General features: G+C 59.0%; 18 protein-coding genes. 2 read left to right on the top strand and 16 right to left on the bottom strand.

The annotated features are described in order from the left end of the window. The first annotated feature begins 246 nt into the window (after positions 1–246). Positions 247–678: a hypothetical protein gene (locus ACFO3E_RS07085; protein ID WP_380803457.1), complete on the top strand. Its 432-nt coding sequence runs from the start codon at positions 247–249 to the stop codon at positions 676–678. Between the two features lie 134 nt (positions 679–812). Here ACFO3E_RS07085 and ACFO3E_RS07080 read toward each other — a convergent pair whose 3' ends face one another. The 10 genes from ACFO3E_RS07080 to ACFO3E_RS07035 all read right to left on the bottom strand — a co-directional run bounded on the left by ACFO3E_RS07080 (position 813) and on the right by ACFO3E_RS07035 (position 12,026). Continuing rightward, positions 813–2,180 carry a hypothetical protein gene (locus ACFO3E_RS07080; protein WP_380803455.1) on the bottom strand — a complete coding sequence of 456 codons (1,368 nt, stop codon included), beginning with the start codon at positions 2,178–2,180 and terminating at the stop codon, positions 813–815. 531 nt (positions 2,181–2,711) lie between these two features. Further along, a complete protein-coding gene (locus ACFO3E_RS07075; RefSeq protein WP_380803453.1) occupies positions 2,712–2,936 on the bottom strand; it encodes a helix-turn-helix transcriptional regulator in 225 nt (74 codons plus the stop codon). Positions 2,937–3,072: 136 nt separating this feature from the next. Next, positions 3,073–4,257 (bottom strand): tyrosine-type recombinase/integrase, encoded by a 1,185-nt coding sequence (locus ACFO3E_RS07070; RefSeq protein WP_380803451.1) that lies wholly within the window; start codon positions 4,255–4,257, stop codon positions 3,073–3,075. A 294-nt stretch (positions 4,258–4,551) separates the two neighbouring features. After that, positions 4,552–4,752, bottom strand: coding sequence for a hypothetical protein (locus tag ACFO3E_RS07065; protein ID WP_380803449.1), 201 nt, complete (start codon positions 4,750–4,752; stop codon positions 4,552–4,554). 127 nt (positions 4,753–4,879) lie between these two features. After that, the gene (locus ACFO3E_RS07060) at positions 4,880–7,033 is read right to left on the bottom strand and encodes a pyrroloquinoline quinone-dependent dehydrogenase (protein ID WP_380803447.1); all 2,154 of its coding nucleotides are present in this window, start codon (positions 7,031–7,033) and stop codon (positions 4,880–4,882) included. Between the two features lie 12 nt (positions 7,034–7,045). After that, complete coding sequence (locus tag ACFO3E_RS07055) at positions 7,046–7,993, bottom strand: sugar phosphate isomerase/epimerase family protein (protein ID WP_380803445.1); 948 nt, start codon at positions 7,991–7,993, stop codon at positions 7,046–7,048. Further along, positions 7,990–9,048: a sugar phosphate isomerase/epimerase family protein gene (locus tag ACFO3E_RS07050; protein ID WP_380803442.1), complete on the bottom strand. Its 1,059-nt coding sequence runs from the start codon at positions 9,046–9,048 to the stop codon at positions 7,990–7,992. The genes ACFO3E_RS07055 and ACFO3E_RS07050 overlap by 4 nt, the downstream gene beginning before the upstream one ends. 6 nt (positions 9,049–9,054) lie before the next feature. Then, positions 9,055–10,152, bottom strand: a complete 1,098-nt coding sequence (locus tag ACFO3E_RS07045; RefSeq protein WP_197486342.1) for a Gfo/Idh/MocA family protein — start codon at positions 10,150–10,152, stop codon at positions 9,055–9,057. 29 nt (positions 10,153–10,181) lie between these two features. Next, entirely contained in the window at positions 10,182–11,492 is a 1,311-nt protein-coding gene (locus ACFO3E_RS07040) for an MFS transporter (protein WP_380803440.1), read from the bottom strand. 63 nt (positions 11,493–11,555) lie between these two features. After that, positions 11,556–12,026 (bottom strand): hypothetical protein, encoded by a 471-nt coding sequence (locus ACFO3E_RS07035; protein ID WP_380803438.1) that lies wholly within the window; start codon positions 12,024–12,026, stop codon positions 11,556–11,558. A gap of 182 nt (positions 12,027–12,208) precedes the next feature. Here ACFO3E_RS07035 and ACFO3E_RS07030 point away from each other — a divergent pair, with 182 nt between their 5' ends. Further along, positions 12,209–13,291: a LacI family DNA-binding transcriptional regulator gene (locus ACFO3E_RS07030; protein ID WP_380803435.1), complete on the top strand. Its 1,083-nt coding sequence runs from the start codon at positions 12,209–12,211 to the stop codon at positions 13,289–13,291. 441 nt (positions 13,292–13,732) lie between these two features. On the opposite strand, the gene ACFO3E_RS07025 is transcribed toward ACFO3E_RS07030, so the two are convergent. The 6 genes from ACFO3E_RS07025 to ACFO3E_RS07000 all read right to left on the bottom strand — a co-directional run bounded on the left by ACFO3E_RS07025 (position 13,733) and on the right by ACFO3E_RS07000 (position 18,951). Beyond that, complete coding sequence (locus ACFO3E_RS07025; protein ID WP_380803433.1) at positions 13,733–14,302, bottom strand: helix-turn-helix transcriptional regulator; 570 nt, start codon at positions 14,300–14,302, stop codon at positions 13,733–13,735. Between the two features lie 229 nt (positions 14,303–14,531). Continuing rightward, positions 14,532–15,221 (bottom strand): hypothetical protein, encoded by a 690-nt coding sequence (locus ACFO3E_RS07020; RefSeq protein WP_380803430.1) that lies wholly within the window; start codon positions 15,219–15,221, stop codon positions 14,532–14,534. 97 nt (positions 15,222–15,318) lie between these two features. Then, positions 15,319–15,681, bottom strand: coding sequence for a curli-like amyloid fiber formation chaperone CsgH (csgH, locus tag ACFO3E_RS07015; protein ID WP_380803428.1), 363 nt, complete (start codon positions 15,679–15,681; stop codon positions 15,319–15,321). A 2-nt stretch (positions 15,682–15,683) separates the two neighbouring features. Further along, the gene (locus ACFO3E_RS07010; RefSeq protein ID WP_380803426.1) at positions 15,684–16,352 is read right to left on the bottom strand and encodes a hypothetical protein; all 669 of its coding nucleotides are present in this window, start codon (positions 16,350–16,352) and stop codon (positions 15,684–15,686) included. Between the two features lie 34 nt (positions 16,353–16,386). After that, on the bottom strand, positions 16,387–17,736 hold the full coding sequence (locus ACFO3E_RS07005) for a hypothetical protein (RefSeq protein ID WP_380803423.1): 1,350 nt from the start codon (positions 17,734–17,736) through the stop codon (positions 16,387–16,389). Positions 17,737–17,796: 60 nt separating this feature from the next. After that, on the bottom strand, positions 17,797–18,951 hold the full coding sequence (locus ACFO3E_RS07000) for a hypothetical protein (RefSeq protein ID WP_380803420.1): 1,155 nt from the start codon (positions 18,949–18,951) through the stop codon (positions 17,797–17,799). Between the last annotated feature and the right edge of the window lie 60 nt (positions 18,952–19,011).

The raw sequence follows: 19,011 nt of genomic DNA, 5'->3' as shown, positions 1-19,011 counted from the left end.
TAATCTGCTCTTCCAAAAACTGCTTCCGCTTCATTCCGTCCGTCCCTTCCTTGGGGTCGGACTCTAGCGCGAACTGGAGGAAAAATCGGGGGTCACGTCATGGCACATTTACAAAGGCAGGAAAAAAGAAGGTTGTAGGAGAAATGTCAGAAATCGCTGACGATGACCCCGCATCTGATCAATCCATTGCGGTCGCCATGCTGTGCCGAAAGCATCCCAGCGCTCATTGAGAAAATGAGGTCGTGTATGAAGCGGAATGGCATCATTCTCATAGCGGCTGGCGCAGCACTCTTCCTCTACGCCATGCTGATATTCGATCCCTCGGTGGCTGTCGGTAGCTATGGCGGTTATGGCGACGGCAGGGTCATAAACATCGGCCTTCAACAACAGCAAACGATGATGGCAATTGCAGGGGCGGCACTCTTCATCAGCGGCATCGTTCTCTACTGCATGTCCTTTTCCATCGCTGCGAATCTCAATTCTGAAATGCCCAATGAGGTTGCCCCATCATCTGATGCGGCCATTCCTCAAAAGACCTATACAGCGGAGGATTTGACTGAATTGGGTATCACCACAGACGGAAGATCATATCTGGCGATGGGGAAATCATTTTCCACAGACCATGAGGCCGCAAGTTTCGTGAGAATGGAAAAGTTGAGATCAAAGCTCTCTCGATGATGTAACATTGAATAAAACGCCCTCAGATGCTTTCTGAGGGCTTTTTATACGTTCGAGCTATTTATGTAGTCAAATGTCTATTTCAGCGCCCTAAAGGTCCTTAAAACGCCGTTGATGGCACATCCGTACGCAACTCAATCAGTTTTGAGCATTGGCTTTACGCCGATGTGCTTTTCAAACATTGCAATCAGCACATCTTTCGCAGTTTCGATCTTAGAAGCTGCAACAATGATTGAGTCATGAACCGGTAGAGCAGGAATGCCATGCTCCACCGAAAGCGTGTAGACTGTATCGATCATGACCTCGCTTTCTTCATATTGAAGATCGCCCCACCGGATCGGACTTGAAGGCCACTCCCTCAACAACGGATGTTTGGCTAACACGGCTGCTTCAACATCCTTGATGGGATAATCCCTCAAATTGATCTCGCCATTGAACTTGTCCCACATCCTATCCACCGTCGCTTTCGGCCACGCCCGGTGGAACTTAGAGTGGCCCAACGTCATAGTAACCCAGGACTTGATGACAGCGCGGGGAAAGCCATCAATGGTGTAAGCGGCAAATGCATCCAGCTTCATGCCGTTTCTCGCATAAACGATGGTGAGGTGGCATGCTGAAATATCGATCTCTACCGTTGCCTCGCCATCGATGGTGATCGTAGCTCGATCATTGCGTGAAAACTGCTGATAGCGCCCTTGGGAATAAAGCCTGCCCCCCTTGTTCAAGGAACTCTTCTCGCCCTTGATCTGAGTGAAGCTGCGGAAGAAGAGACCATGCACCTCACGATTAGAACGGACGCAGGAAAGGCCAGGGCCGTCGGTTTCAATTGCGGCAAGTGTATATGTAGGGCGCAGGCTATTGATCCGGTTCACCCGCCTACCCATTCTGATCGCTATTGCATCGTCCGGGTTGATGGCCAGCCGCTTGCCGCTTAGCCGCCTGCGTCTCACATTTCGCTCCGATTGCGCCCGAAGTTGAATTGGTTCGGGATTATAGGAGCCGATAGGTGCAGCGAGGAAGTGATCACCCCACTTTGTAGGGCAAACACCAAAGCTGCTGGCATAATCCAGAAATTGTAGCTGTAAGCGAATCCGGGTTGCCTTTTGATCTTGAGCCAATGGTCCGCTGCGCCGAAAGCCTGGCCTTACATCAAGGTAGCCGAGGACCTTCAAGCCATCGATGGCTTTCTTGGTTGGCTTGTATCCAATTTCACTTCCCGTGAACGGCTTGGGGTGCAGGGAACGATAATGAAAGGCATGGGGAGCATGCAGCAGGTCAGCAAGTAGTGCGCCTATCGCCCGCCTCAGTTTGGGTGATTTCCGCTGAGCCCCATTGCTGCACTCTATCTCGGTACTAAGCGCTTCGATAAGCGAAGACACCTCAGCGGATGTTGGAGTGCTGGAAAGCGAAAGGTAAACAGCATCGTCCATTGCTTCAGCAGTCGCAGGCGCGCGGGGGAATAACAGTGATGCGGAAGAAAATGTATCATGATGGTAATGCAAATTGTAACTCCATAGGGTTATGCCAGTAGTGGCAAGAGACCCATGAAATCTATCTTCGCCGGGAGCAACCGTTCCTGATACGATTAGGTCTCCACCGTTCTTGTATCCGTTATCTCTCTAAAGGATACAAGTTATGGATAATAACCTCTTCCCGTCTTCTCTCCTTGTCTTCTTCTTTTTCTTTTAAAAGAACATTTTTCTCACAATTTTTTTATAGCCAATTAGTCCATAGTTTATGACTAATTATAAAGAGTTTAGGTATATTTAGAAGAGTTTATACATATTGTTCGATGAAGCAGGTGCATTTTAAACATACCTCAGCTTTAGCAACGATCGATGAGCATAAACTCCCTGTATGATATAGATTATACGGGTTATTGATGGGTATCAGGAACAAGCAAGCAGGATTCAGGGTAAATCCTGGCAAAACTCACACGCGCTGTTCGTTCGGCCCTGTTCATTATACCATGATGAGCCACGGAGAATGTTTGCTCGTTAATGCTCCAAAGATCATAGGGGTCAGATTCGACCTCACGGGTTGAATGAGAATGAGGGACTTAAAAGCCAGCCTCCTTTGGTTCTGGGGCGACTGGATAGCCATTCACTGACCTCTGAATATCGCCAGCGGACGGCATTCTTTCCCACACGGAATGGGCGAACGAAGAGGCCTTCCGCCATAAGCCGGTAGATAGAAGCGGTGGAGAGGCCTGTAAGCGCCTCTACCTCTTTCCGCCTAAGATATCGGTCCTGATCCATAACCTCACCATTCTGCCAATAGCGTGTAAAATGGTGCTTCGGCAGTGACCGTCAAGGAAAAAATCAAGGAAAATCAATCATTTAATTGTTATAATTTCTAAAAATGTAAGTCGCTGTTTTTTCAGCAGAACAATTTCTATTTCTGATTTAGAAAACTGGTCCAATCATCCATGAGCAATCTACGCTTCTCAAGCAAAGCGGAGCGAGCATAAGCCGCCTCAGCTTTATCCTTGATCACATGGGCCAAAGCGAACTCTATAACTTCACGCGAGTGATGGGTTTGCTCACCTGCCCAATCACGGAATGAAGATCGGAAGCCATGAGGCACTGCCGCGATTTTCAATTCCTTCATCAGCTTGGAGAGGGTCATATCCGAAAGCGGCTTGTTCTCTTTGGTGCCTGGGAACACCAAATCTGATCCTTCCTGCTTATGCTGTTCAGCTTCCGTAAGGATGGCGAGGCATCTATCAGACAGGGGCACCTCATGGGCTTTTTTCGCCTTCATGCGGGTGGCTGGGATCGTCCACACTTTCTTTGTCAGGTCGAACTCACCCCATTTTGCTTCACGGGTCTCCCCTGATCGGGTGGCCGTCAAAACGAGGAATTCAAACGCCAGCTTTGTGGTGATCCCCGCATCGCTTCCACGGACCTTCGCTATGGCAGATGCGACTTGATCATAAGGCAACGCCTCACGATGCTTTACCTTTGAACGGTCATGTTTTGGCAGCGCCTGCCCGATTGCCTCAGTAGGGTTATCAGTACGCCAGCCGTGTGCGACTGCCCACTTCATGACAGTGCCCACCCGCTGCTTAACACGGCGGGCCGTCTCTGGATGGCTAGTCCATATAGGGGTCAAAAGGGATAGAATGTCGGCACTGCTGATCGTGCTGATCCGCTTGCCGCCAATGAATGGGAACGCAAATTTATCGAGTGTGTCTATCCACTGTTTGGCGTGCTTCTCATTGCGCCAGGTTGGCTTGTTGAGCTCATGGACTCGTTTAGCGGCTTCCTCAAACGTGAGGACGGCCTGTGCAGCCCTCTTTGCCGCGATGGGGTCAGTACCGGCCCTCGCAGCCTTTTTGTTCTCTATGGCCGCTTCACGGGCCTCTGCGAGGCTTACCAGAGCGGTGGAGCCCAACCCAACGTCCCGACGCTTCCCATTGATGACGATACGCTGTATCCAACGCTTGGACCCATTGGAGTCCACCTTGAGGTAGAGGCCGTTGCCATCGGCATGAAGGCCCGATTTTGTCAGGGTACGAATCGTAGCAGCCGTCAGCCGCTTCTCCCGATGCACTCCCGCAGGTTTAAATCCGCTCATCAACCAACATCCCGCCCAACATCAGCGCCCCACATACCGCCCAACAAAATTTTTGGAAATGGAGAAGGTTCGACGAGAACGCTTGAGAACGGCTTTTTGCTAAAGCACTATGTAGTAATGGTTTTCTGATTGCCTGAGAACGTTTGAGTATGGCGGACTGCGGACTCCCGCTCCGCCAGCCCTTTCCTTAAGCTACTGAAAATAGCTATAAATCGTCCAACAACTGATATTGGCCGCGCCTTGCCTCTAGCGGCGTCAGTTGCGCCTCAAATTGGGCGCTTAACCATTCTGGTTTTATGGCGTGGCCTTGTCGCTCGCCAGATGGGGAGCGAGAACGCGCCGCCTCGCCGCTTTGGCCTTTGTCACGACCCATAGTCCAGCGACGAACAGCGCGAGCATGTCGGCATCATGATAGGCGCTGGACCGATCGAATCGGTATGTCTCGCCCGCCGTGCGCGACGGGCCAGGATCATCGCTGAAAACTTCAGCAAACAACCCAGCTTAGCGGCAATTCCGTGCAGTGATTTAGTGATGCGCCCAAGGCGTACCAGCTGACCTTGCTAGTCTCTCAGTTTGAGATGTAGTCGGCCAACTCGGCGCTGTTCTTCGGAAGGCTTGGCACTTACCGACCAGTCGGCAATGCGAAAGCAACATAGGCTGAGCCTTGTGGCCCTTTGGGATTGCGCGAACCGCTGGTCGCGATGACAATGAACTGCCGACCGCCAGCCATATAGGTGACCGGCGTGGCGACCCCGGCGAAAGGCAACTCCGTTTGCCAGAGCAGCTTGCCGGTGCGGCTATCGAACGCGCGTAACTTGCGATCGTAAATCGTCGCGCCGATGATCACGAGCCCTCCCGCGGTTACGATGGGGCCCCCATAATTCTCCGATCCGGTATCGCGCATGCCCTTTGCGGAGAGTTCTGGATACTCTCCCAACGGGATCTTCCACAGATATCTGCCGGTGTTGAGATCTATGGCATTGAGCGTACCCCATGGCGGGGCGACGGCGGGATAGCCCTGGGCATCGAGGAACTTGCGATAACCGGTGAACCTGTAGCGCGCCCGCTGCACCGCCGGGGCGGCGCTTTCGGCTTCCCGCTGCTCGCCGTTGCTCGCCTCGGCCCTGCCGCCTGCCAAATAGCTGGCGATGGCGGCGCGATCCGCGGGGGGAATTTGCGGAAAGCCCGGCATACGTCCCTTACCGCCTGCGATAATGGCTGCGATCTGGGCTGTGTCCAAACGGGGGCTAAGATTTGTAAGAGGCGGGAACTCTGGCGGGGCGCCGTCGCGGTTCGCGCCGTGGCAGGCGGAACACTGCTCCTGATAGAGCGCGGCGCCGTTCCCCGCAGCCGGCGCCGGCTTGGTTTCAGCCAGTCCGCCAGTCCACACGACATCGTTGCTATTGATGTAGATGACCCCGCGCCGACGGTCGACCGCAGGGCCGCCCCACTCCGCTCCACCGTCGAAACCTGGGAAAACCACCGTCTGCTTGCCCACCGTCAAAGGCGTGAATGGGCCTTTGTTATTGAAAGTGGCGAACGCCTTTTCCGCGGCCGCGCGCGCTTCCGGGGTGCGGTTGGTCAGCATGTCGGCGGTCAGATGTTGGCGCGCGAATGGCGCAGGCGTCAGCGCGAAGGGCTGCGTCGGCGAGGCGACTTCTCCGGGCACGTCGCTGGCGGGAACGGGACGTTCCTCAATGGGGAAGAGCGGCTTGCCCGTGACGCGGTCGAACAGGAACAGCATGCCCTGCTTCGATCCTTGCGCGACGGCATCGACCGGCTTTCCGCCACGACGGACCGTCAACAATACCGGTGGCGAGGGAAAGTCCCGGTCCCACAGGTCGTGGTGGACCCCCTGGAAGTGCCATAGCCGTCGCCCGTTCGAGGCATCGAGCGCGATCAGCGAATTGGCATATAGATTATTGCCGACCCGATCCGCGCCGTAAAAGTCGTTCACCGCAGAACCTGTGGGAACGAACAAGATACCGCGCCGCTCATCGACGACCATTCCGGCCCAGTTGTTGGCCCCGCCAGCGGTCTTCCATGCGTCCGTCGGCCAGCTATCGTAGCCGGGCTCACCGGGATGGGGGATGACGTCGAATTTCCAGCGCAGTTTGCCGGTGCGCGCATCATAGGCCCGAATACTGCCGGGCGCCGCCGGCGCCGTCTCGGAAGTCCGGAAACCCACGATGACGAGGTCCTTGAACACCGTAGCGGGAGAGGTCAGGAATGTCGCCATGGTCGCGGGATCGCAGCCGAGTTCGTCGCGCAGATCGACGCGCCCATCCTTGCCGAAAGTGGGAATGGGCTGGCCCGTTTCCGGCGATAGCGCCACCAAGTAAGAACCATAGCTGGTGAACAGATGGGCTTCAGCGCCTTCGCGCCAATAGGCTAGGCCGCGGATCGGTTGCGTGCTTCGCGAACCCGGATCATATTCCCACAGCTTGGCGCCTGTCTCCGGCGACATCGCGACGGTCTTCTGCCCCGGGGTCGTGGCATATAGCACACCGCCAATGACCAGCGGCGTGGTCTGCAAGCCGCCGGGACCGAAATCGACCCGCCAGACCTGCTCCAGCTTGCCGACGTTGCGCGTGTCGATCTGGCCAAGCTCGGAATAGCGGTCGCCGCTCGCATTTCCGGCATATACCGGCCAGTCACCGCGATCCGACACGGTGTCGCTGCCGGGCCGCGCGTTCATCGCACAGGCCGCGACGAATGTCGTCAGCCCCAACAACAAGGTTCCGCGGCCGGCCGAAAGACAGGGTTTTCTAGTCATGCTGACAGGCTTTCAGATCTGGCCGGTCAGGTAGGCGAAGCTTTTTGTGAGGGCATCGAACTTGGGTCCCGCGAAGGGCGGTTCCTGCTCAACGTAGAACTGTTGGATGCCGGCGGCATAGGCGGCGGGCAGCAGTTTGGCCCAGGGGATGATCCCGCTGCCGACCTCAGTCGGGTCCTGCCTGATGGCGAAGTTCCGGACAGTGCTGTCCAACACATCCTTGACATGCATCTGGCGAAACCGGCGCGGATAGCGCCGCAGCAGGTGGATCGGGTCCAACCCGGCCGCAACGACCCAGCCTGCGTCCATCTCGAAGCTGACCAGGGCAGGATCGGTCTCAGCCATCAGGATGTCGAAGCCGGTCCGCCCATCGACTGGGGCGAACTCCACATTATGGTTATGGTAACCCAGGCGTAGCCCCTCACGCTTCAGCAGCGCGCCGCGCGCGTTCAGTAACGCGGCTGTTCGTTTCCAGATATCGCCGCCCGGCGTCGCAGCGACACGCGCCAGATAGTCTCCAATTCCCTCGCCTGCCTTGGGCCGTCCGCCCTCCGGCCAGGGCATTAACGGCAGCACGACGTCCTTGATGCCAAGGATGTTCATTTCCGCCGCGATGCGGGCGGGGTCGCTGTCGATCCCCGGTTCCCGTCCGCGCGCGGTCGCCTGGAGATGAATGCTGGTGAAGCGCAGCCCCGCCTTGTCCGCTGCCTGGCGCAGTTCCGTCGCCTTATGCCCGTGCAGTCCGGCCAACTCCACGGTTCGGTAGCCGATCGCGGCCAGCCGGGCCAGGGTGCCGTCCAGATCCTTCGCCGCCTCCGCCCCGACGGTATAGAGCTGAACCCCGACCGGCAGTCCATGCCGGGCGAAGAAACCGCGCCGCCGCGCGAAAGACGGGGTCGAGGCCATCGCGCCGAGGGCCAGGCCGGAAAACAGGATCGAGCGGCGATCGAGCAAGGTCATTCGGCAAGTCCCAGAAGCTTGCGGTTGCGGGCGGCATCACTCTGCGCGGCGGCAAAGTCGTCGAATGCGCGGTCAGTCACGCAGATGATATGGTCTGCGATGAACGGCGCGCCCTCGCGCGCGCCTTGTTCCGGGTGTTTGATGGCGCATTCCCATTCGAGCACCGCCCATCCCGCAAAGTCATATTGAGCGAGCTTCGAGAAAATGGCGCGGAAATCGATCTGCCCATCACCCAGCGAACGGAAGCGCCCCGGCCGATCGACCCATGACTGGTAGCCGCCATATGTTCCGCTTCGTCCGTTCGGCCGGAACTCGGCATCCTTGACGTGAAACGCCCTGATCCGATCATGGTAATGATCGATGAAGGAGAGGTAATCGAGCTGCTGGAGCTGGAAGTGGCTCGGATCGAAAAGGATGGCAGCGCGCGGGTGACCGCCGACCAGATCAAGGAAGCGATCGAACGTCACGCCGTCGTGCAGGTCCTCGCCCGGATGGAGCTCGAACGCGAGATCCACGCCCTCATCGGCGAAACAGTCGAGCAATGGCTGCCAGCGCCGCGCCAACTCGGCAAAGGCTTCTTCGATCAACCCGGCCGGTCGTTGGGGCCATGGATAGATATAGGGCCACGCCAGCGCACCGGAGAAAGTAACATGGACGTCCAGCCCCATCCGGCGGCTCGCCTTTGCAGCGAGCTTCAATTGGCGGGCCGCCCATTCGGTGCGCGCGACCGGATTGCCCCGGACCTCGGGCGCAGCGAAGCTGTCGAACAACGGGTCATAGGCCGGGTGAACAGCAATCAACTGCCCTTGCAGATGAGTCGATAGTTCGGTGACCGCAAGCCCATGCGCAGCGAGCGTACCGGTGATCTCGTCACAATAGTCCTGCGATCCAGCGGCCTGTTCGAGATCGACGAAGCTGCCCTGCCCGGTCGGGAGTTGCAGTCCCTTATAGCCCAGCTCGGCTGCCCAGCGGGCGATCGAATCCAGCCGGTCGAACGGGGGCGTTTCATTCACAAACTGCGCGATGAACAGGCCCGGGCCCTTTAGCGTTTTCATAAACTGTCAATCTTCCAAATTTGTCCATCCGGCACGCGCCGCGCTGCTTGCCACTGCGCGCTCGACAAACCGCATTGACCGCACGCCGGCGGCGATCCCCGGCACCAGCGCGTCAACAATGCCGGGGGCGCCACGGATGGCGGCGGCCGTATCGCGATAGATGTTGGCAAATGCTTCGATGAAACCCTCGGGATGCCCGGCTGGCAAGCGCGAGCGGCCGTCGGCGCCGTCGTGGAGGATTCGTGTCTCGCCATTCAGATAGTTGATCGTCAAACTTGTCGCGGTCTCGTGGCTCCAGACCATCCCAGCTTTCGATCCGTAAACCCGCAGGGTCAGGTTGTTGCGTTCTCCTGTCGCAATCTGGGAAGCGAGGAGTGCGCCGCGCGCCCCATTGTCGAAGCGCAGCAGCAGATTGGAATCATCGTCCAGCAAGCGCCCCGGAACGACGGCCGCCAGATCGGCCACGAACGCGGCCACCTTTGCCCCGCTGACATATTCGGCAAGGTTGAAGGCATGAACGCCGATGTCGCCGATGCATCCCCCGACTCCCGCCTGGGAGGGGTCCGCGCGCCAAGCGGCCTGCTTGTTGCCCTCGGTCTCGATGGGTTCGGCCAGCCAGCCTTGCGGGTAATCGACGACTATCTTGCGAATGTCGCCCAGCGCGCCGTTCGCCACCATCTCTCTGGCGCGGCGTATCATCGGGTAACCCGTATAAGTGTAGGTCAGCGTATAAATCCGGTCGGTCGCCGAGACCGCATCGCGAAGCTCAAGCGCTTCGGCGAGCGTGGCCGTCGCCGGCTTGTCGGAGACCACGTGGAAACCTGCGGCAAGCGAGGCGAGCGCTATGGGCAAATGCAAGTGATTAGGGGTAGCGATCGCCACCAACTCGGCACCGTCCTCGCGCGCTGCCTCGGCAGCGAGCATGGCGCGCCAGTCGGAATGGATACGGTCGTCCTCCAGGCCAAGACTGCGCCCGGTGGCGGCGGAACGATCCGGATCGTGGCTGAACGCACCCGCCACCAGCACGATCTGACGGTCGAGCTGAGCGGCCATCCGATGCACAGGACCGATAAAGGAACCGGCTCCCCCGCCGACCATCGCCATGCGAACGGGAGCAGGATGCGTCTTTCCGCTCATGGCGTCGCCGCCCCCGGGTCCATGCTCAGATACGGAGCCTCATCCTCAATGGCGGCCTTGGGTCCGCGCGAGAGAGGACGAAAGGCAAAGCCGAGAAGCAGTGCGCCGACAAGCGCCAGTCCGGTGGGCACCAGGAACAGCGTGCGATAATCGACCACCATGCGACGTCCGGTCTCCGTGACCACCTCGCTGCTGAGCAGCGCTGCCAAATAGGGGAACAGGAAGCTCGCCACCACCATGCCGACGCCCAGGATCAACAGGTTGAACAAACCCTGCGCGCTCACTCTCACATCCTTGGGAAACGCGTCGTCGATAAAGATGTAAACCGTTGCGAAGAAGAATGCGTAGCAAATCCCGTGCAGCAGTTGCACCCCGATGATAAGCGGTACGCTGTCGGCGGCGAACGCGAAAATCGCGAAGCGGGCTGCGTGTCCGAGTATCCCGATGACCATCGTCGTGCGCCAGCCCAACTTTGCCAGCACCCTCCCGAGCACCAGCATCGTCAATATTTCCGCTAACTGTCCAAGACTCAGGACGACCATGCTGAGATTGCCCGCAATGCCGACACGATCGGTCAGGAACGCATCGGACAGCACGAAATAGCCGTTATGTATGACCGAATCGAGAAAAGTGACGAGGAAAAGCACGGCGAGATAGGGTTGGCGCAGCAAGCCGAGAGCGCGCCGCCACGCCAGTTGATCGACAGACCCGTCCAGTTTCGGCGGCGTATGGGGCAAAGTCAGCGAGAAGGCCGCCATGGCGAAAGAAATAATTGCCGCCACCAGGAAAATCCACCGCACCTGTTCCGCATCCGCATGCGCGCTCAACAGGAAAATGAACGGCCAGCTTGCGAGAATCCAGCCTACCGTGCCGCCCATGCGAACCGTCCCGAAATCGCGTGCCGGATCGGGCAAGCTGGCGAAAGCTATCGAGTTCGCGACCGAGATGGTGGGAACATACAGCAAGCTGTAACCGAGGTAACAGGCGAAGAAACCGGCGAAGCTTTGCGAGAAAGCCGCCCCGATCAGACAGAGCCCAGACAGAAGATGGCTGACGCACAGGAAGCGCTCTGCCGCGAAGTTGCGATCGGCAAATTGGTTCGAAACGAAGATACCGATAACAGCCGCGATACCCCAACTGCTACCGACGACCGCCTGTTCCGCCGCACTAAAGCCAAGCATCGTCATGTAAGGAAATAGCTTTGGCGCCCAGGCGCCCCACACCGCCGTTTGAAGCGCCATCATCAAGAACAAGCGAGTGCGGAGCAGGGGATCAGCTATGACATGTTGTTTACTGGTCCGCGCCACGGCCTGTCCTCCCTGCAAAACGCGTTGTGCAACAACGGTAGTGCGTTGCCAACGGCCCAATCGTCACGTGTGAGCCCAACCTTGATAAGTGTCGCCTGCGGGCCAGCGAACACTTCCACGCGTTCCACGTCCGTCGGCCAGGGTGGACGAAGCGGCTTGCGGTAAATCATCCACGATGATCCCCGTCTGCGCCTGCATGCCAACCGAATTGGCGATGGGGGCCATACCGCGAATGCCAGGTGCCTTGCTGTTCTGCGCTTGCGATGTGGCCGTGACAGTTGGGAAAACGGTCTGCAGATCGGTGATCCACGTCACGCTGGCGACCGCCAGTTGGGCCTGGGAGGCGACAGCAACCTGCTGCTTCGAGACGTCCTCATTCTCGGAGCGCTTCTTCGCTGTAACAACGATCTCGTCGGACGATGCGGCTACGCGTTTTGCAGTGCCACCTTGCGCCTCCGGAGTCTGCGCCCATGGGGTGCCTGTGACACTGGCAATCCCGACGACGGCCGTGGGTGCGAGCGCCGCATACCTCATGCGCTTTCCCCTCATCACCTCGCCTCTCCAGAACCTTGCTATCAACCGGCAAACGCGTAAATAATGACGATTACATTGTCAAATATGCCTGATTTAGCACGTAATAGTGCGTTTTCTGATTAAAAAATGAAACCGATCTCATTCCTTATGGAATCGTTGCTGCAGAGTTCGATCCGCGCGAGATGCTGGCAAGCGGGATGGATCGTGATAAGCGGTGGGAAAGCATTTCAAAAAGGCGCAGAATGACGACGATACGCGACGTGGCGGCAAGCGCTGGAGTATCTTCGGCCACGGTATCACGAGTTTTGAAGCGTCCCGAGCTTGTGACGAGTAAGACGCGGGAAAACGTCCTAAGCGCTATCGAGCGTCTCGGTTATGCACCCAACGCTGTCGCAGCGAGTCTCCGGACATCGCGAACCGGTAAAATTATCGTCAGCGTGCCGGACATTTCCAATCCATTCTTTTCGGCAGTGATCAAAGGTGTGGAGGAGGCGGCTCAGGAGAGCGGCTTTTCGGTTCTGCTGGGCGACACTCATGGCTTGCGGGAAAGAGAGAACCAGTATGCCGAGATGCTTCAGCGCCGCGAGGCGGACGGCCTCATTTTCCTGGGTCATCGTCTGCCTGACGTGCTGGCGCATCGGATAGCGCGCGATGGGCCTCTTGCGCCGGTCGTGAACGGCTGCGAGTTCAGTCCTTCACTTGGCGTTTCCAGCGCGCACATTGACAACGCGGCAGCCGCGCGCGCCGCGATGGATACTCTGTATGACCTCGACCATGAAAGAATAGGTGTAATTACCGGATCTCTCGAAAGCCCGCTCAGCCGCGATAGGTTGGCCGGCGTGCGGCTGGCGGCCGAACGCCGCGGGCTGATCGGCAAATTGACTACAGCCGTCGGCGACTTTTCGATCGCGTCGGGTGAAGCGCGAGCGGCCGAGTTGCTGAGCCGCTCTGAACGCCCGACGGCCATATTTTGCTTCAGCGACGAAATGGCAATCGGCGCGTTGGCCGCCCTGCGGCGCTTGGGGCTGGATTGTCCTCGTGATATTTCGGTATTTGGCTTTGATGATATCCCGATGGCCCGATATGCTTTTCCACCCTTGACGACGATAAGGCAGCCGATGGCCGAGATTGGGCGGCGGACCGTCAAGCTGATGATCGATATCTTGGAAGGCAGGCAGCACCAAGTCGCATCGGTGACACTGCGCCATCGCCTGATTGTGCGGCATAGCGTAGCGCGCAACGATAAGGCTCGCATGTGCGGGTAGCTGACAGCCGATCGCAAAGTCGAAGCTGTTCAAGCCGACATCTTGCCCCATGATTTCGCGGCTTGAAGTTGGGCGGCGATGCTGAGTGGCGACATATGCAATGCTACGCGCCGCCAATCGATCCGTCGCGCGTTTAGGAAAGCCGCAGCCGCTGGGGAATTGCATGATCTCACTTGCAGGTGCGACATCTCCGACCAAACGCTACGTTTGCATGGACATTGATCGAGTAGTGGACGGCCGCGCGATTGTGAGCGACAGATCTCATCCCGTTCGGCTCCGCTATCCCAATTGGTTCCGAGGCCGGTTTAGCTGTCCTCGAAGTGATGCAAAGCCGGCGTTCGCCCAGTTTTCGCCTGCGAGCACTGCTGCAAAGTCACGGCATCTACCAGTTGCAATGTGACGAAGTTTCCATCACCCCGGCTCCATCAATGAGTATTGAACTTAGATGATACGGAAGGGCAGAAGCAGCTTGAAGAATTTCTCGCGCGATTGTGCGCCAATCTTGCCGTACAACTTACGCACTTGGGTGCGCACCGTGTCGAGTGCCACATTCCGGTCGCGTGCGATCTCTGTCACGGTCTGACCGCCCAACAAGGCGCGCGCGGCGTGACCTTCGCTTTCGGTCAAGCCATAGATACTGCGAAAATCCGCGAAGATCGGGTGTTCCTGAGCTTGGGAGGAGCGGACTTCCAGGCAGAAGAATTCGGTTGCCGGATCATGATAACCGAGCATCAGGAAATGGCCAGCGCCATCCTTAAGCGTCAGTATCTCGATTTCGAATTGCGCTTTAAGGTGCGATAGAAATGTAGAGAATTTGCCGACAATGGCAGCATCCACAATCAGTTGACAATCCTGTTCTTGCAAAATGCTGCTGGCGCCGATTGCGCGTTTGGCCGCGTCGTTCCACCAATGGATCCGCCACAGCGGATCGATGATCATACGCCCTCTGAAATCCGCGGAAAGCCAGCCCAAAGCAAGTGCATCGGTCGGCTCAAGATCGGCTCGCAGCATTCCCACCCCTTATCCGCGCAACCAAAAATGGCTGATCGCGTCTTATTGGCGCAGGAAATAATTAGCAATATAGAAGCTTGTTCTACTGATATGATTTTCTGAATATATTACAGATGCGGAGAAGTTTGACTTAGATCATCTATCCGGCACTGACGAAGTGGGTTGGATCAGGCGCTCGCATCCGTTGATGCGCGCCTGAACCATACCGAAAGCGGATAGCTGACAAAAGTTACTGACGGATCGCCACAATGTTGGCGATGCCGCTCTGGGACACGGTGGCGAAGCTGCCTGCTGTGCCCTGCATGATGGAGGCCATGTTGCGATCGCCATTTTGCAGCACCGTCGCCACGCCTTGATCAGAAAATTGCAGGATCTCACCCACATTACCATTGCCGCGCTGGAACAGGATGGAGACGTTCGCCGTCCCGTTCTGCTGCTGGATGGCGCGATTGCTTGTGCCCTCTTGCGATGCGAACTGGCGATTGTCATCGCCGCTCCAATTCTGCTGCCAGACATTGCCGCTCGCATCTTCGCTCACCGACGAGCCCGTTCCGCTGCGGCTATAGCGGCCCAGATCAAGCCCGAAGCCGAGCAAAGCCAGTTCCACCGGCGCTCCTGTCGAGGATAATTCTTGTGAAAGCTGCTCGGTGCTGGCCGCCTGCGCCAGGGAATAGCCGCCCGGATTGGCCTGGAATGTGCTGGGGGCCATGCCCTTCTGCGGCTGCGCCTGGGCGACGAACGCGCTTCCGGCGGACGCCGATACGATCTGCCGTATAGGTGCGGCCCACACCGCGCCCTGCCCGATCTGTTCGATCAAGACATCCGATTGCGCGGCGAAGGCAGTGGAAGATGCAGCAATAGCCGCCATGGCGCCCCATGCCGCAAGGGATTTTTTACCAATAAAAGTCTTCTGCGTCATTCCATCCTCCGGTAATATCCCCGAGGACGGACGTAAAAAGGCAGAATGAAGATATCGTTAGCGGGATTTACTGTGCCAACGCTGTCCCTTTTTGGGACTATTTGCTGATCTGATCTTCGCCTACCAGTTCAGTGCCCCGGAAGATCTTCAACCGCACCGAATAATGGTCATCAGCCGCGATGGAGCCGAAGGCGACATGGGACAGCCGCACGGCCTGATGCGGGGCGGCCTTCACGGCGCCTGCCTGCTTCACGCGCGCATTACCCGCGACGCCCTTCTTCTCACCGGTCAGTTCGTAGCGCCCCTCGAACGGCTGCTGCGCCGTCACATAAGCGACGAATTGTTTCGTGGCATTGGGCGCATCCTCGACGAGGATGCGGGCTTTCAGTTCCGGCTCGGCGGCTTGCGCGGGAACAGCCGCCAGGCATCCGGCGAGCAGAAGGAGGGCGCAGCGCATCATGTTCAATTTCCCCTTGGCACGATGACTGATCCGCCGCCCGGCACGATTACGGGCTGACCATTAGCGCTCGGCGGCGTGTTGCTGAGCGTCTCGGCGGCAGCCTGCGCCGCAACCGCTTGCGCCACGGGGGAGTTGGAGACATCGCCTGAACTCAGCCGGCGCGCGACTTCCCCAGCGTCCGGCGACTGGCCGCGCGACCGCTGTTCGCTCGCCATGCGCTGGGCGGCGCGCTCATCTTCGTTAGTCAGCAATGCTTCCTCCGCGGAGATCGGACGCGGCGCCGGTGTTGCTTCGACCAGGGCATTGCAGTCCACGCCCTTGGGCGGCGCTCCCCTGCCCTCGGCCGCACGTGAGCAGGCATCGACCAGTCCGGGCGGAACGGCACTGACCCTGGAACTGACATTGCGGTCAGCAAGCTGCGCGGTGGGAGCAGCGGCAGCGGCGCGCGGAGCAATCTGGCGCAGCGCCTGCTCTCGGCCACTACGCGAAGAGGACAACTGCCCTTGGAGCGCCGTCTCCGCGGACTCGGCGGCCCCGACCTGTGGCACCGCCCTGCCGGGGGAGCGTGCGGGCAGCTGTTCCACGGCCAGATCACCGCGCTGGGCAAGCGCCGGCGACGTGCCGCCCGTCAGCAGCAGGAGCGGTATGGCAAAAAGGGATCGCATCGGCATCTCGCTGAACGGGGAAAGGGCAGTTCCTTATAATCTATTGCCGGACCTGCGCAAAATTGCGGTCGCCACCCTGGGCTACCGTGCTGTAACTGCCGGCGGTTCGTTGCGACACGAAGGCTTCATTGCTAGCGCCGGATTGGGAAATGAGGCTGACCACCGCCATATCGACGGTTCCCGCGGCCGCGCTCTGAAAGACGCTGGCATAATTGCCGTTGCCGCCGCCCTGCGTGATCGTCGATCGGGCATAGCCTGACTCCGCCGTCTGATAGACATGCGCATCATTGCCGTTGCTGTTTTGCCGGATCGTCGATTCCTGCAATATGCCCCGCTGGAATACCGAGGCGAAGTTGCCGGAAACATCGCCATTTTCAAGGCGGCCCTGCTCGATCAGGCTATATTGCCCGCCATCATAGACGTCGCCATCCTGCCGCACGAAGGCCAGATTGTCGGACCCATATTGATGCGTGATGGCGTTGGCGTCATCTTCCTGCAGGATGACGCCCCGGTTGCCATAGCCGACCTGCCGGACGATCGCGCGATTGTTGCGACCGATCGTGTCCCCTACTTCGAAGGCAAAGGTATTTGGGCTTTCCGCGCCCTGCTGGATCACGGCGTCATTTTCGGCGCCTTCCTGTTCGATCAGGGCATCGTTGCGGGCAGCCACGGCGTTGAACTGGACCGGGACTTCCCGCAGAGCAATGTCGCGGAAGCCGCCCTGCTGGATGGTCGCATTATTACCGAGGTTGTTACCGCTGAAAGCGCCCGCCGACAGATCGAAGCTGCGATGCGTCTGCTGGACGCGGGCATAATTGGAATAAAGCAGGCTGCCTGATCCGACCGCCGATCCCACCTGGCCCACATAGGCCCGATTAAGCGAGCGCTGGCCCGGCGCGCGGGTATCCGCTTGCTCGATCAGGGTCGCATTATCCTCGCCCGCCTGGTTGATCACCGACCATCCCGCATTGCCCGCGGCCTGGTTGATATTAGCGAGGTTGCGTAAGCCATCCTGCTCGACTGCCGTCTTGTTGCCGACAGTGGTGAATTGCAGCCCGGGCACCTGGTCGAGGTTGAAACTGCCGATGATCGACTGGGCGCTCGAATTGAAGGCGGCGATGATGGCGCCGCGCACATCGCCCTTGTTGAAGGCGCGGACATCGCTGCGGTCAGGCGCATTGTCGCTGACGAGGCCCGCGTCCTGCGACTTACCTAGCGCGTTGGCGAGCACCTGATCCTGGATGAAGGACTGCGGCGTGTCGGCGATCTGGATGTCGGTGACGAGGATGCCGTCGCCAGCGCTGATGGTTTGCGCCTGGGCGACACCGGCCATCGCGAAGACTAGGGACATGCCCGCGCCGGCCAGCCAAAGCCTGTTCCTGTTGCGCATTGTCTACTCCTGAACCGGCTGCGGTGGAAATTCCTGGTCCGCCATCGACGGACCCGACGGTCAATATTGCGTAACGGCGATCGGCGACACGCCGTTGGTTCCGGCCCGCTGGTCGATGCCAATGGAATGACCGTCGCCCAGCTGCGTGACAGCCGCATAGGCATTGCCGGGCTGGCGTAGGGCGATGCTGTTGTCGTTGCCGAACTGGCCCAGCAGCGCGGTATTATTGTCGCCACTCTGCTGAAGGGTGATGCTGTTGCCGCTGCCCGCCCCACGTGCGCTGTAGCTGGCGAGCACCGCTTCGGCCGATTGGGCATAGCTGGCGTTACCCGCAGCCCCGGCCAGCGTGCCCGCAGTGGTCAGCGCCGCTTCCGCCCATGCTTGGGTGACGCCGGCGGACCCTGCCTGCACTTGCACGGCGATACTGTTGTTGCCGGTCTGATGGGCATAGGCCGAATTGCCCACGCCGCGCTGCGCCTGGACGGCCGCATTGCCGTTGCCCGTCGGGCCGTCCGGCGTGCCTTGCACGATGGCGGCCTGGTTGAACGATCCCGACAGGGCCTGTGCCGCCTTGTTGTCGTTGCCGAGCTGCGACACATGGAAATCGTTGCTGTCGCCCGCGATCAGCACGCCTGCCAGATTGCGCTGTCCTTGCTGCCGGATCACGCCCGACTCCAGCCCGGCGAGCGGCGTCAGAGTGGAGGTCAGCGGGGCAGCATTGTTGTTGTCGCCCGCATTGCCGTTGCCATTGCTGTTGCCGTTATTGCCGTTGCACGGATTGCCCGTCCCGTTGCCATTGCCCCCGCCGCAGGGGTTGCCCTGGCCGTTATTGCCATTGTTGCCATTGTGGCCGCTGTTCCCGTTGCTGACGCCATAGGCATTCAGCGTCCGCGTCGCGAAGGCCATGGTCCGGCCAGTCCCGCCAACCACATCCCCGCGCCCGTTGCGGCTGCCGGTGACCGACACCACCGCGCGATTGTCACGTCCGCCTTGCGTCACATCGAGGAGATTGGCCGATCCCTTGAACTGAGCCGAAGCCGTTGATCCCGTGCCGCCGCTCTGGTCGATGCTTGCCTGGTTATTGTCCCCCACCTGCTCGATGAAGGCGACGGACTGAGCGCTCGCGCCGGAGCCTGCGGTTGCCGCGGCCAGAGCGGCCAAGCTCAGCGCTGCTACCGCGCACGCCTTTCGCGTCCAATTGCCTGTCATCCGCATGTCATGCTCCTCTTGGGCATTTTCGGCCTGGCTGACCGATCATCCTTCACCTGAACAAAG

Source organism: Sphingobium tyrosinilyticum, assembly GCF_042654265.1.
GTDB classification, from domain to species: domain Bacteria; phylum Pseudomonadota; class Alphaproteobacteria; order Sphingomonadales; family Sphingomonadaceae; genus Sphingobium; species Sphingobium tyrosinilyticum.
The sequence above is the reverse complement of the archived record's forward strand: the minus strand, read 5'-3'. Positions and strand labels throughout refer to the sequence as shown.

Excerpts from the sequence above, each read along its gene's own strand:
- ACFO3E_RS07085 (WP_380803457.1), top strand. The coding sequence starts at position 247 with ATGAAGCGGAATGGCATCATTCTCATAGCGGCTGGCGCAGCACTCTTC.
- ACFO3E_RS07075 (WP_380803453.1), bottom strand. The coding sequence starts at position 2,936 with ATGGATCAGGACCGATATCTTAGGCGGAAAGAGGTAGAGGCGCTTACA.
- ACFO3E_RS07070 (WP_380803451.1), bottom strand. The coding sequence starts at position 4,257 with ATGAGCGGATTTAAACCTGCGGGAGTGCATCGGGAGAAGCGGCTGACG.
- ACFO3E_RS07060 (WP_380803447.1), bottom strand. The coding sequence starts at position 7,033 with ATGACTAGAAAACCCTGTCTTTCGGCCGGCCGCGGAACCTTGTTGTTG.
- ACFO3E_RS07055 (WP_380803445.1), bottom strand. The coding sequence starts at position 7,993 with ATGACCTTGCTCGATCGCCGCTCGATCCTGTTTTCCGGCCTGGCCCTC.
- ACFO3E_RS07050 (WP_380803442.1), bottom strand. The coding sequence starts at position 9,048 with ATGAAAACGCTAAAGGGCCCGGGCCTGTTCATCGCGCAGTTTGTGAAT.
- ACFO3E_RS07045 (WP_197486342.1), bottom strand. The coding sequence starts at position 10,152 with ATGGCGATGGTCGGCGGGGGAGCCGGTTCCTTTATCGGTCCTGTGCAT.
- ACFO3E_RS07035 (WP_380803438.1), bottom strand. The coding sequence starts at position 12,026 with ATGAGGTATGCGGCGCTCGCACCCACGGCCGTCGTCGGGATTGCCAGT.
- ACFO3E_RS07030 (WP_380803435.1), top strand. The coding sequence starts at position 12,209 with ATGCTGGCAAGCGGGATGGATCGTGATAAGCGGTGGGAAAGCATTTCA.
- ACFO3E_RS07025 (WP_380803433.1), bottom strand. The coding sequence starts at position 14,302 with ATGCTGCGAGCCGATCTTGAGCCGACCGATGCACTTGCTTTGGGCTGG.
- ACFO3E_RS07020 (WP_380803430.1), bottom strand. The coding sequence starts at position 15,221 with ATGACGCAGAAGACTTTTATTGGTAAAAAATCCCTTGCGGCATGGGGC.
- csgH (WP_380803428.1), bottom strand. The coding sequence starts at position 15,681 with ATGATGCGCTGCGCCCTCCTTCTGCTCGCCGGATGCCTGGCGGCTGTT.
- ACFO3E_RS07010 (WP_380803426.1), bottom strand. The coding sequence starts at position 16,352 with ATGCCGATGCGATCCCTTTTTGCCATACCGCTCCTGCTGCTGACGGGC.
- ACFO3E_RS07005 (WP_380803423.1), bottom strand. The coding sequence starts at position 17,736 with ATGCGCAACAGGAACAGGCTTTGGCTGGCCGGCGCGGGCATGTCCCTA.
- ACFO3E_RS07000 (WP_380803420.1), bottom strand. The coding sequence starts at position 18,951 with ATGCGGATGACAGGCAATTGGACGCGAAAGGCGTGCGCGGTAGCAGCG.